The organism is Mucilaginibacter sp. P5_A6 (genome assembly GCF_056400585.1).
The window spans coordinates 1-13,587 of sequence record NZ_JBFUKZ010000043.1 but is presented as its reverse complement, the minus strand read 5'-3'; the positions used below and the strand labels follow the sequence as shown (position 1 = coordinate 13,587).

Below are 13,587 nucleotides of genomic sequence, written 5' to 3'. Positions count from 1 at the left end.
CCCGTCTTCGTTGCCAATCTCCACATAGCTGAGTTTAAATGGCGCGGGGTGCCCATCTGCAGCACGCTTAGCGCCCCAGTAGGTGTGTACGTCGCCCGTAACATATTCAAGCTCATCCAGCGCATCATCTACATAGGGCTTTAAAAGCGGGCCTGCGTCCACATGGTCGCCATCGAGTGAATAGCCCGCATAAACGGCAAGCAGCGGTTCCATCTTCAACTCTTCGCACCATTCTAAAAATTCAAGTAAGCCCATTCCGTCACTCGGGCGGTAGCCCCATGAGCCGGTATGTCCGGGACGATTTTCAAGCGCGCCTAAAGTGGTCTTCCATGGGAAGGCATCAGTTAGTTTCGGGCCTTCAAGGAAATTACCGCCGGGGAAACGTAAAAAACGGGGTTTCATATCGGCCAGTAACTTCATGATATCTACCCGGTTCCCATTGGGGCGGTTATGATAAGTTGGCGGAAATAAGGAAACGAGGTTAAAATAATAAACCCCGGTGCGGTTTGTCGAAATAACAAAACGGGCGGCAGATGTTGGTTTAACACCAGCGCCGGTTGTTAATTTGAGTTCATATTTTTTCCAAAAGGGGCTTTTTATCAAATTAATAACCCCCGAAGCATATACCGTTTTACCGTCGTTGCTTTCTATACTTACGGTTATAGGCCCGGCGGTGTTATCGGCAATTACAGGAAGAGGGGTTGCAGGCTTGGGGTCCCAGGGGCTGACGGGGAGTGGCCCGCTTTCCGTACCCTTCATATAAAACGAAGCGTTATAAGTTGTATTAGGCAAAACAGGTATGCCCCAATAACCTTCATTTGCAATGCCGGCCCGGCCGCCGCCGGTATCCACCATTAGTTTTAAACAGGTAGTTAACGCGCCGTTAATGGCGTGGCGCCGCTGATCGACGGGTACATTGTTGGGGTTGGCCGCAACTAATTGAATGGTGGTCTTCGCAGCACCTTCCCTGATCAGGCTCCAGGCTTCCGGCGTATTTGGGTTGTCCTTAAATATCCTGTTCCTGATCAGCTCGGCATACAACCCCCCATCGTACGAATGGTTGATCTCTTCGGTCATCAACCCATATAGTTGCGGGCTTACATTTGCGCCGGGCTTGGTTAAATCAAGCGTAAGCTTAGGGTTTTGCGCCTTCAGGCTTGTTGCAGTGAACAGGAACAGGCACAAACTTAAAATGGGTAATAAGTTTTTCATCGTGAAATTTTAATATTATTTATTGTGTTTTTTACACTTATTTTTACAAGGCCAATGGGGCATTTCCATTATTAAGGCCAACAGGGCCATTTGCGTTGAAAATCGTTTCTGAGTTTATCGGTATTCGGATATCCAATTCACAGATTTTCCATAAACTTCACACTGCTTCTGAAATGGGTTTATTTAACCCAGATTTTTACTGTTTTTGAAATATTGCGTGATGAATTACCTAATTGAAGAACAAACTCACCGGCTTCAACTTTCCATGATTTTTTTGTTTCGTCATAAAAAGCCAAATCTCCAACCTTTACATCCAGTTCAACTGTTTTCGTTTCACCGGGCTTTAAAAATATCTTTTTAAAACCTTTAAGCTCTTTTTCAGGGCGCAATACCGAACAAACCGGATCGCTTACATATAACTGCACAACTTCGGCCCCGGATCTGCTTCCTGTATTTTTGATAGTAAACCTGGAGCGGATTGTTTCACCCTTTTTATAGCTTGATTTATCTGTGGAAAGTTTGCTGACAGAAAATTCAGTATAGGAAAGCCCATAACCAAAAGGAAATTGGGGTTCAATTTTCTTAGTGTCGTACCAGCGGTATCCTACCAGGATACCTTCTTTATAGTCGGCCGTTGCGCCTTTACCCGGATAAGTATCCAGGTTAAACGCAGGTGAGTCATGTAACGAAACCGGGAAGGTAAACGGCAGCTTTCCCGACGGGTTGATGACACCTTTTAATACATCGGCCAGCGCATTCCCAGCCTCCGAGCCATTAAACCACGACCAAACAATAGTATGATTTGACTTTTTAATTTCATTCAGATTATACGGAGCGCCGGCCATTATTACAATAATGGTATTAGGATTAACGGCCGTAACCGCGTTAACCAGTGCCTGTTCCCCAAAAGGCAGTTCCAGGCTTTTACGATCATGGGCTTCACTTTCATATTCACGGTTTGAACCGATACATAGAATGGCAACATCGCTGGTTTTAGCAAGCGCTACCGCCTCATCAATCAGTTTTTGATCGGGCTGGTCATAGCCACGATTTTGTTCGTCACTATTACTTGCCAGGTAGTTTGCTTTATAGCCCCGGGCAAAGCTGATGCTGGCCGTTTTACCGAACCTTGATTTTATACCTGCTAACGCGGTAACCTCATATTTAGCTTTTACACCAGCACCATACCCCCCCAAAGCAAATGTGCGGATGGCATTATCGCCAATGACGGCAATGCTTTTAATGTTATCTGCTTTTAAAGGCAACAAATGGTTGTCGTTTTTTAGCAAAACGATAGATTCTGAGGCAATATCATAGGCGGCTTTGGCATGCGCCGGTGTAGCGATAGACCCTTTAGGACGATTGGCACTCATGGAGGTATGATAAATCAACCATAAGATCCTTCTCACTTTATCATCAATCGTTTTTACCGAAACCTGGCCTGATTTTACAGCCGCAAGCAATGGCTTAGCAAAATACCACTGATCATACGGCCCGCTTGAGCCCATTTCAATGTCCAGCCCGTTGTTGGCCGCTGCAACGGTATGATGTGTCCCGGACCAATCTGACATGACCACTCCTTTAAAGCCCCACTCGTTTTTTAGTACTTTATTTAATAAATAGTCATTCTCGGAACACCAATAGCCATTCAGCTTATTATAGGCCGACATAATGGTGTAGGCATTGCCCTGCTGTACGGCTGCTTTAAATGCCGGGAAATAAATTTCGCGCAATGCTCTTTCATCAACAATGGTGTTTACGCTATCGCGGTTAAGTTCCTGGTTATTGGCAGCAAAATGTTTTATACAGGCTGCTACGTGCTGACTTTGAATCCCTTTTACTGATTGAATCGCCAATTGACTGTTTAAATATGGATCTTCGGAATAATATTCATAGGTACGGCCGCAAAGGGGCATCCTGCAAATATTAAATGCCGGTGCAAGCATTACAATTTTTTTACGGGCATTGGCTTCCTCCCCTATAACTACGCCATACCGGTTGGCCATTAGGGGGTTCCAGGTAGCCGCAATTGCCGAGCCATTTGGTAAAAACGTGGCAAAATCGGTTGTCCAGTTAGCCGACGCCCAATCAAAGCGCTTTATTTCTTCACGTACACCTAAAGGGCCATCATCGCAGGTTAGCTCCGGGATACCTAAACGGCTTACGCCTGCGGAAGAAAATAGCGCGTTTCCATGAAGCATGTCTATTTTTTCTTCCAGCGTCATTTTGCTGACGATGCTGTTGATCTTAACTTTAAGAACAACCTCGCTTTTATTTTGTGCCGAAACGCCGCCGGCCACGAAAAATGCCATAAAACAGGCAAGGGTATATTTCATAAATTATTATTTCTTCTCTTTTTGTCGATGCTATTTATCTGCGGTTGTAAGTTTAAACCGGCCCTGCTTTAAGGCCGGCCAGGCGGGCCATTTTCTGTTTTAAATTTTCAACTTGTTGCCTGTTCAGCTGCACGGGCCTGCCCATATCCACATAGCGCGTAGTTGAAATCTTATTTTGGAAGGTAACGCATCCCGTAATGTTCTAAACATTTTTGAGTGAGCTTCTTAATAAGAACCAGGCCCTCGTTACACATTTTTTTCGATTCAGGCGTTAAGATGGGGTTACTGAAGATGGTAACATGCTCCTTAAGCAACAGCCCAATCGTATCAAAATTCTCTATCAAAGCTTTAATTTCACTTTCATCTAATTCCGGTGCTTTTGAAATCATTTGATGTTCCATGTTCTCTTTTTTTACCAGGTATCATTTGCCGCGGATCGTCATGCGTTCAAATAGATTACTGTTGATTTCCTTCATGTTGAAAACAGAATTGTTATAGTTAAAAAATGCCGGGACCTCTCGGTAAAGGCCCCAGACATCCACTTATAAACAACTAAAACTCTCTCTTATTTAATTTTCATTACTTCTGATCTTTTACCGTAAAACTCCGTGCATTTTTAAAGCCCCGTCCCTCTTTCCAGCGGCATCGGGTAGCATCAATAAACCAGCAACCGGACTTAATAAAATTTCCATTCATCAAACAAAAAACCCTCTCCATTAAATACAAAATAGATATTCCCTACTCCTTTAGCTATGTTCAGTCCTATTTTCTTTGAGAGCGTAGTCCATTCCTTCTCATCACATGTAAGGGAAACAAGAGCCGGGCCTTTAAGATTATTTACATAAACATCAATTTTACCTTTTCCTTTCACCCGGGCTTCGAATTTGGCAGGAACCTGTTTGCTAAAATCGGCTCCCCGCACCATGAGACATTGTTTATCTATTTTTCCTATGGCAACCATATTACCCTCATTGCCATCAGCTTCGAACTGGACTTGCCCCGAAGTGCCTGCAGTGGTTTCTGCTTGCTGAAGAACGAATGGATTTAATAGGTTAAGTTGTAAGGGGCCTTTAAAAGTTGCGCTGACCATGGGGAAAGTCACATCACTCCCTTCATCTACCTGTATTGGTTCGATACCCGCATTACGAAAACCACCCTTGGTGTTAAAATAATCCTGTAAATACATGGCATGGTAGGCAAGATAATATTTCTCTTTAAACTTGAACACGTGAGTGTGATTGTTTGTCAAAGGTCCCACGTTAACGTCACCAGTATTCTTAAAGTAATTATCACGATACTTCCAACTATCCGGATTTAAGGGTGTTTTACTCGTCATATAAGATATGTTGCATGCAGTTGGTTTAGCAATATTGCTATAAGGCCATACCGTGCGTTCATCCCAACTCGTACAATAGCTATAAACCCAGATTCCATTGATAAAGTTAAGGTCGCTGGCCTCATTAAAATAAGGAGCGGGTATCTTAGAAATACTGCTGGCCAAACTGATCATATCTGCTCCTAATTTGACAATCCTGGCATTATCCGGCATATATTTTGTTTTTGGCGTTCCGGCTCCAAAAACCAGCCAGCCTGTACCCTGGCCGTCGATCTCAACTCCGGGATCGAATGGAGCACCGACATCCACACCGGGGACAGAGCGGTCGACTATGTTCTTTCCTAATGGGTCTTTCCAGGGGCCAACGGGAGATGTGGAAGTAAGCACGGCTGAGCCACCACCGCCATTGGAGTAATACAAATAGAAGTGCGTTTTGCCGTCTGCTTCCAGTCTGGCTGTAATGGAAGGCGCCCAGGAATTCTGACTCCATGGTGCCAGCTTTGCTGTATTTATGAGGCCATGATAAGTCCAGTTGACCATATCATCGGAAGACATCATGACCAGTGTACGGATATGCTCGTATGAATTTTTCCCATCCTTTCCTACATGCTCATACTGTTGATGATCATTCGTGGCGTACACATAAATTCTTCCGTTGTATTCTACAGCTGTCGGGTCGGCCGTAAACATAAAATCTAATAAAGGATTCGCATTATTGGTGAGAAGTTTCGGCGAAACATTTGCAAATTTTGCTTCTAAATCTTCATTAATTGGCTGAGTAACTTGAATTCGCCTGGCATTACCATTCGAAGCGGTGATAGTCACTATCGCCTCGCGGGTAGCCGCCGTGTTGTTAGCGTTCGCGGTTAATTTAAGAGTAACATTTCCCGGACCTCCCGATGACTGACCTATCGTTAACCATGGAAGTGAGATGCTGGCTGCTGCTGTCCAATTAACATTGCCGGTTATAGAAACATCAGAACTACTTCCTTCGGGTTCAAAAACAACTTGCGAGGAAGAAACAGTGAACTGAGTCTCAACCTCTTTCTTCTTACAGGAAAAAGAAGGCAATGAGACCAGGAATAGTAAACCTAAAAATATCCCCTGAATTCTGTTTTTCATATTTATAATATTGTTCATTTATGTTAGTTTAACTTAAAGTTCAGCTCACCGGAAAAACGGTACTGTGTAATCTGTTCACAGTACCGTTATTCCGGCAAAGCTTTAATCCAACATTAATTTTTACTTATATCCTTCCTTAAGGGCATCATACATGCGCTGGTCCTTTATCACATTGTTTTTTCTGTCTAACATAAAACCTATCTCCCACCAGAATGGTAAAAGACCATTCGCTCTCATAGTTTTGGTCGAAAAAGTTGTCCAGTAATCCACCGACTTGTTGTGCATATCCTGATCCTTAGGAGTAGGCTTATCGAGGCCAGGAGTCCGCCTCCAGACTGCATATTCACCCAGTATCACAGGGATACCTTGATCAACAAACTTTTTCATCTTTCCGTATTCGGTAATCATCTGACTCTCTTCTCCATAGGTAGCGTTGCGCTCGGGCTCAATAGTAGAGTGATTCCCGGCCCCCCAGTAATAAATCATTTTACCCCAACTTACATCTCCATCGGTTACTATGGTAAATGTAGCAGGCGAGTAGCTATGTACCTCAAGCATCATACGATTAGGTGTCGGGTCGTGAGGCATAGTAGTCATCAGATCAGAAGTTAAGTAACTGTCAGTGTGAGGCCCCTGCACAACCAGCACCCGGTTACTGTTTCTGCCTCCGGTAGAGCGAACTGCCTTAATGAATGTTTCATGATAACCATTAAGTATGGCCATCTGCCCGGCATTGTCAGCCGCAGGTTCATTTGCGCCGGCAAACATAAGGTGCTCATCAAAATCACGCATAGTTGTAGCAATTTGCTCCCAAATTGCCTTTTCCATCGCGTTAACAGAATCTTTCTTTAACGCGTTGACATTATTTTCCAGCCAGCCACTATCCCCGTGAGCATTCAGCATCACGTACATATCATTAGCCACACACCATCCAACCACTTCTTTCACCCGCGCAAGCCATGCAGGATCAATTTTTGCCTTGCTCCGGTCACTTAAATGGCTCCAAACCCAGTTACAGGGAAGCCGTACAGCTTTGAAACCTAAACTTTTTACGAATTTTATATACGATTCGGTAACTTTACTATTCACCCAGTCGGCTTCGTTTGGCGATTCCATGGTATTGCCCAAATTTATTCCCATTCCCGTACGCATTTTTGCCGCCAGCTGCACGGCATTACTGCTCATTCCGGTCATGTCTGGCGCTATGGGCGATGTATTATAGCCTGGATATAAGTTGGGGGCCTGGGTAACTGTCACCCTTCTTGCCTGGCCGTTGGAACAATTTATAAATAAAACACCAGAGCGGCTTGCCCCTGTGCCATTTTCTGATAATGTTGTTAAATGAATAACAGTGCTGCCACTTTTGCCTGTTGTTGTATTTAATTGCAACCACGAATAAGCAGGATTGCTGATGCTCCAATCGGCATTAGCTGAAACGGATAGGTCCTGGGTCCCCCCGTCACCCGTAAAAGTTATGGTGGGTACGCTAACTGTTAGTTGCGGGTCCGGATTTTTCGTTTTTTTACAGGAGAATAAAGATATAACTGTAATAAGAGATATCAATATTGTAAAACAATACTTAATTTTCATTTTGTCTTAATTTTAATTACTTAAAAAGCCCCGCGGCGATATGCTGCCGTGGGCTTTATATTATTTAATTTTTCACACACCTAATATTGTCAATAGCTGCATAAACACCAGTTGCAGTTGGCGAAGTACTGAAATTTTTAAGGGTCATATTATAACTATTCGCACCAGTAGGCCCTAATAATTGGCTTATTTGAGTAATTGATTCACCATCCCCTAATTCGTCAACTTTCAATCTGAAGTCAGATAAAGGAATAGTTACGGTTTGCCAACCTTTCGTTTTAAAAGCTTTGGTAACATTTGAACCAGGAATTTTCCATGGCTCATAACGCGCAACATAACTGTCACCTGCAAATTCAGTTCTGATATAAAGCGTACCTCCATTCCATGGGTGAGCCACACTTATTTCAAATTGAAGGGCCCAGTGTGAAGGAGGATCTGTAAGATTTGCCACAGGTACCCAGTGATTACCCGTATTAGAATTACCCAATGGGGCGTACTTACTTGCACCGCCATCTAAAACAGGAGAATCAAAATATATATACATAGTATTATTTGTTCCCATCGAACCATTAAAATCGGCCACAGGGCCGAAAGCCAATTTTTCATCTCCCCACCAGGCATAACCAAAATTATCACCCCACTCAAAATTTGCTAAAAGACCATCAGTAACGCCATTTTGAGTATTTACTTTATAAGGAGTAGAAATCGTTCCATAACTGGTAACAATGGTCACTGGCCCACTGGAGTAGCTATTCCTATCTGGAGCCGAAAACTTAACATAAGCGCCATGTGGACTTTCTGTGAAATTTGTAATAGTAGCACCGCCAAAAGAAATTGACTGGATAGTCTTAAGGTACGTACCATAAACATAAACCGAATCACCAGCGTTGGCATTAGCGTTGGAAATGCCGCTAATGATTGGCTTTGCATTTATGGTATCCCGGGCAGTACCAGACTTAGTAGTTACTATGATAAACTTGTCGGATGTTGTTGCCGGCATCAGAAAACCAAGAGAGGTGCCATCGGCATTCGAGTTAAATTTTGGAATTTTGGTTCCGCCATATGAAAACTGCTGAACCAATACTAAATTGGAACCGTACAGATAAACCGAATCGCCGGGGGCGGCAAACACATCGGATACGGCGCTAATAGTTGGCGCCGGCGGGCCTAATTTGAAAGCGAACGTTGCTGAACCTGCTCCTGTAACATATTTTACCGTATACAGTTTGGCAGTATCAATTTTTCCAAAATCTATATTAGGGATTTTCACCACAGCACTGCCGGGGGCAAATAAAGCAGTGTTAAAAGAGGCTGGAACCCCGTCAAAATAAATCTGGGTTGCATTTTGCAAATTTTGCCCGGTTATTACCACCCATTGACCTTTTGCTACGGCGCTATTTAAAACCGTATCATTAGGTGAGGCTACATAACTTCTAATAGCCGCGATAACCGGAGGGGCACTGCTGCCGCCATCTGCATTCTTTTTACAAGCCGGTGATAAAGCCACGATCATAAACAAAAGCGGCAAAAAACACAGGCGTAAGTATGATTTCTTTTTCATAACAAAATATTTTAAATGTTTTAATTAATAGTAAGGTACCGGTGGCTGTGCCAATTTAGGGTCGCTGGTTACCTCAGATGACGGAACCGGCAACGTAAATGAATTGACAGTTGCCGGAAGCGTAATTGGGGTGGCAGTAGTATCCCTTGTGGCCTTACGCGTTACAGGGTCATAAGTAAACGAAATCCGGCCGTGAGTGGCATCCTGATTATTAAGAAACTGCACAGCATTTGACGGGTCATAATAAGAATACCTAACCAGGTCTATCCAATATTGTCCTTCAAAAGCAAGTTCAACCCTTCTCTCGGTGCGCAGTAAAGCCGGGGTTATTGCAGTCACAATATCCACGCCGGCCCTTGCCCGCACTTTATTAAAATAAGTTAAGGCGTCACCATCGCTTGTAGTACTATTATTGCCTAAAATAGCTTCGGCATATACCAAATACACATCGGCCAACCTAAGGATTGCATTATGTTCGGGGGATGACCATCCGTCCATTGTTGGCGAATTGTTGTCTTTATCGTTGCCAATAATGTGTTTTTTCAGGCCCGTACCTGTTGCCTTATAACCACCGGCGGCAGCATTCAATTCGGGGTAAAAATCTCCGTTCAGCATAATAGTGGCTTTGCGCCTTACCGTATCCTTAGCAGAATACATCCGATATAAATCATAGGTTGGTTGTAAGGCTTGCCATCCACCTTGTTTTTGTGGAAGTATATCTGCGCTTGGTGAAAAATAAAGTTGAATAGCATTGCCACCTCCATAACCTACACCAGCGGCCCATTGAAGCGCGAACAATGACTCAGGGTTATCGTTGTTTTGCGCCTTGAAAAGGTCATAATAGCTGGGCAGCAAATCTAAATTGCTTTTACACACATTGCCCGCATACTTTTTGGCACTGTCAAGCAAAGCCTGGTCGCGTGAGCCGCTTTTGCCTACACCTGCCATCGTTAAATATACCTTGCCCAGCATCCCCTGCGCCGACCAGGTAGTTACCCGGCCTTTTTCGTCTGTTTTAGGAAGGTTTTGCGCTGCATAAGTTAAGTCTTTAGCAACGAATTTATACACATCCGAAACAATATTACGAGGAAGCAGCGGATCTTTTATCAGTTTGCTGTTATCTTCAATAATTGGCACTGCCCCCCAATACACCGCCAAATGATAATAAGCCACGGCACGAACAAACTTCGCCTCGGCTATGGCCGCATTTTTGTCTGCCGCCGAAATAGACGGAGCAGCCTGGGTCTGTATGGCATTGATAACGCTGTTACATTGTGCTATAACATTGTACAAGCCGACCCAGCCATTGGTCACAAGACCATTTTGCGCGGTAATAGTGCGTGTAAAAAGCTGTACTAAATCGTTACTATACTGAAAGCTGCCGGTGCCGCTCAATACGTCGCCAAATGGTATCATGGCACCATTGTTCCATTGAAACCACATCGAACCGCCGTAAAGGCTTGCCGTTGCCAGGCGTAAATCGGAGGTGGTTTTGTAAAAATTAAGAGAACTTATCTGCGAGTTGGACGGACGGTCCAAAAAACTCTTTTTACATCCGGCCACTGCTGCCGCACATAGCAGGATGATGATAATTTTGTGAATTGATTTCATAAACATATATTTTTAATCGGTGATCGTTTTGTTATTTCAAGGTTATGTTTGCACCAATAGTAAATACTCTTGGCTGCGGGTAATAACCGCTGTCCCAACCTGCCTGAAGCGGGTTCCACGAACCGATTTCGGGATCCATGCCTTTATATTTTGTAATGATAAATGCATTGGATACGTTGGCATATATCCTGACAGACCGCACAGATATTTTTGATAAAAGACTTTCTGACAAACGGTAACCTAAGGTGATATTTTTGCACCGCAGGAACGATCCGTCCTCGATCATCAAACTATTAGGACGGTTATTGCTGTTGGTATTGTCATTTCTCACGCCTACAATTGTTGTATTGGGGTTGGTAACATATACATTATTTACATCGGACGAAGAGCCGGCAGGATCAACCATAGCCAGTTTTGCATAATTTAATACCGATGTAAAATAGGTAGTATGGTTTTGCGGATCGGATTGCTGTATGGCCATTTGATTGAACACCTTGTTGCCATAACTGCCGCTGAAGAAAATATTCAGATCAAAATTTTTGTAGTTAAATGTATTATTGATACCATACTGGAATTTCGGGATCGGGGAACCCAAAAAGGTTTGGTCCCTGGAGTCGATAATACCGTCGCCATTCAAATCCTTGAACATACGGTCGCCGTACCAGATACCACCGCCCGCCGGAGAAACCGGATAAGGGTTACCACTTGCGTTAGCAGGCAGGGCATGGTTTAGAAGATCAGATGGCTTTGCAAAAATCCCGTCAAATACGTAGCCATAAAATTCGCCAACGGGCTGCCCCACCACTGTTTTTTCAATGATATCGTTAATTACATATGATTTCTGGCTCAGGTTAGCATCAGTTCCCCCGGCACCTAAGTAGGTCACTTTATTGATGTTTCGCGATATGGTAAAAGAGGTTTTCCAACTGAAATTTTTAGAAGTAATATTGGTAGAATTGATTTGGAAATCGACCCCCTTGTTGGTTAGCGAGCCGACATTGGCAAAAGGCGCCTGCATGGATCCCGGGCCCCAACCCGCTACAGTACCAGAGTATGCCGGAAGCGGCACCTGTAGCAAAAGGTCCTTTGTTTCGCGATCGTAAACGTCTAATGAAAAGCCTAACCGCCCATTCCAAAACGATCCGTCGATCCCGGCATTGTAATAATCGGTTTTTTCCCACCTCACAGACGGATTTGACAAATTGTTTTGAAACTGCGCGGTCCCTGATAAGCCATTTGTAACCGATGCAAGTTGGGTTACATAAGTATTGCCCGGTATGCCCTGGTTGTTGGTTAGCCCGTAACCAAGCCTCAGCTTCAATTCATTTATAGATTTTACGCCTTTTAAAAACGTCTCGTTATTAATTTTCCAGGCAAACCCACCCGAATAGGTAGTACCCCAACGATTGTTGGTGGGAAAATTTGAAGAGCCATCGCTCCTTATATTGCCGGTGAGCAGGTACCTGTCATCCCATGAAAAATTCAAACGCCCGAACCAGGATTCCCGTGCAGAGCCGCCGGTGGGGGTTGATTGTGAATTATCGCCTGAGTTTGTGGCCGTGCTGGCATCCCCCGCATTAATCGCCTGCACATTGTTTGAAGGAAAATTCCTTCGCGCACCGCTAACATTTTCAAAAGTGTTCTCCTGCGATTCATGCCCTGCTAAAGCATCGATATGAAGTTTCTTGAAATTATGGTTATAAGTTAAAAAATTGCGTATTACAATATAAAAATTTTGGCCGGCAGCAGAGGAACCGTAGTTAGGGCTGGGAGTACCTTTACCAAAACTATAAGTTGGTGAAAACCTGTCTTCGGTATTAAAATCGAAATTACCGGATAGTTCATTGCGCAGCGATAGGTCTTTGGTAAATTGTATTTCGGCATATACGTTGCCAAATATCTGGTTCCTTCTTTTTTGGTCTTTTATAATTTTTGCCAATGCCACCGGGTTGGCAACAGGTTGTACCCAACCGTTGGGGTCGGTAACACCACCAAAGGAACCATCACCGTTTGTTACCGGAACATCGGGAGTAATGCTTAGCGCGGTGCCGATTACATTACTGGCGGTTGAATTTACATTTTCGTTGATATGCGCCAATTGAAGGCTGGTCCCTATTTTTAGCCAGTCAGTGGTTTTGTTATCTAAATTAAGCCTTAGGGAGTATCTTTTAAAATTAGATCCAAGGGCTATCCCGTCCTGGTTAAAATATGAGGTTGATAATAAATATTGGGTCCTGGCATCCCCGCCGTTTATAGTAAGCGTGTGATTCATCATCGGGGCCTTCCGGAATAATTCTTTTTGCCAGTCGGTACCCTTACCTAAATATTGAGGATTGGCAAATTCGGGCCTGGCATCAAAGCCCCAGGCAACGGCCCGGGCATTAATAAAAGTAGCAAATTGTTGCAAATCTACCGTAGGGAGCCGCTTGAGTATTTCCTGGTAACCGGTATAGAAATCGTAAGTTATCTGCGGTGGTCCGGCTTTGCCCCTTTTTGTAGTAACAACAACTACGCCATTGGTTGCCTGCGAACCGTATATGGCCGTTGCCGAAGCATCTTTCAAAAAGTCTACTGATTCAATTTCGGCGGGATTGATGGCATTTAACGGATTTGAACCGTTACCGGGATCACCCACCGGTGGAATAACAATACCATCTATTACGTACAGGGGCGCATTAGAGCCGGTTATTGACGACACGCCACGTATTTGAATAGATACCCCGCCACCAGGCTGACCCGATACTTGTTGAACCACAACCCCTGCAACTTTACCCTGCAGGGCCTGGTCAAAAGTAGTTGGTTGCGTTTGGCGCAAAAAA

General features: G+C 44.0%; 8 protein-coding genes. All 8 read right to left on the bottom strand.

Annotated features, from left to right (window positions below):
• Positions 1–1,212, bottom strand: a 1,212-nt coding sequence (locus AC1DO4_RS26770; protein ID WP_477420828.1) for a carbohydrate binding domain-containing protein, incomplete at its 3' end; no start/stop codon positions are given.
• 179 nt (positions 1,213–1,391) lie between these two features.
• Positions 1,392–3,548, bottom strand: coding sequence for a glycoside hydrolase family 3 C-terminal domain-containing protein (locus tag AC1DO4_RS26765; protein ID WP_477420827.1), 2,157 nt, complete (start codon positions 3,546–3,548; stop codon positions 1,392–1,394).
• Between the two features lie 170 nt (positions 3,549–3,718).
• Entirely contained in the window at positions 3,719–3,949 is a 231-nt protein-coding gene (locus tag AC1DO4_RS26760) for a hypothetical protein (RefSeq protein ID WP_477420826.1), read from the bottom strand.
• Between the two features lie 275 nt (positions 3,950–4,224).
• Positions 4,225–6,024, bottom strand: coding sequence for a family 43 glycosylhydrolase (locus AC1DO4_RS26755; protein ID WP_477420825.1), 1,800 nt, complete (start codon positions 6,022–6,024; stop codon positions 4,225–4,227).
• 102 nt (positions 6,025–6,126) lie between these two features.
• On the bottom strand, positions 6,127–7,596 hold the full coding sequence (locus tag AC1DO4_RS26750) for a cellulase family glycosylhydrolase (RefSeq protein WP_477420824.1): 1,470 nt from the start codon (positions 7,594–7,596) through the stop codon (positions 6,127–6,129).
• A 64-nt stretch (positions 7,597–7,660) separates the two neighbouring features.
• Positions 7,661–9,157 (bottom strand): glycan-binding surface protein, encoded by a 1,497-nt coding sequence (locus AC1DO4_RS26745; protein ID WP_477420823.1) that lies wholly within the window; start codon positions 9,155–9,157, stop codon positions 7,661–7,663.
• Between the two features lie 24 nt (positions 9,158–9,181).
• Entirely contained in the window at positions 9,182–10,768 is a 1,587-nt protein-coding gene (locus AC1DO4_RS26740) for a RagB/SusD family nutrient uptake outer membrane protein (RefSeq protein ID WP_477420822.1), read from the bottom strand.
• Positions 10,769–10,799: 31 nt separating this feature from the next.
• Positions 10,800–13,587, bottom strand: a 2,788-nt coding sequence (locus AC1DO4_RS26735) for a SusC/RagA family TonB-linked outer membrane protein (protein WP_477420821.1), incomplete at its 5' end; no start/stop codon positions are given.

Excerpts from the sequence above, each read along its gene's own strand:
- AC1DO4_RS26760 (WP_477420826.1), bottom strand. The coding sequence starts at position 3,949 with ATGGAACATCAAATGATTTCAAAAGCACCGGAATTAGATGAAAGTGAA.
- AC1DO4_RS26765 (WP_477420827.1), bottom strand. The coding sequence starts at position 3,548 with ATGAAATATACCCTTGCCTGTTTTATGGCATTTTTCGTGGCCGGCGGC.
- AC1DO4_RS26740 (WP_477420822.1), bottom strand. The coding sequence starts at position 10,768 with ATGAAATCAATTCACAAAATTATCATCATCCTGCTATGTGCGGCAGCA.
- AC1DO4_RS26750 (WP_477420824.1), bottom strand. The coding sequence starts at position 7,596 with ATGAAAATTAAGTATTGTTTTACAATATTGATATCTCTTATTACAGTT.
- AC1DO4_RS26745 (WP_477420823.1), bottom strand. The coding sequence starts at position 9,157 with ATGAAAAAGAAATCATACTTACGCCTGTGTTTTTTGCCGCTTTTGTTT.
- AC1DO4_RS26755 (WP_477420825.1), bottom strand. The coding sequence starts at position 6,024 with ATGAACAATATTATAAATATGAAAAACAGAATTCAGGGGATATTTTTA.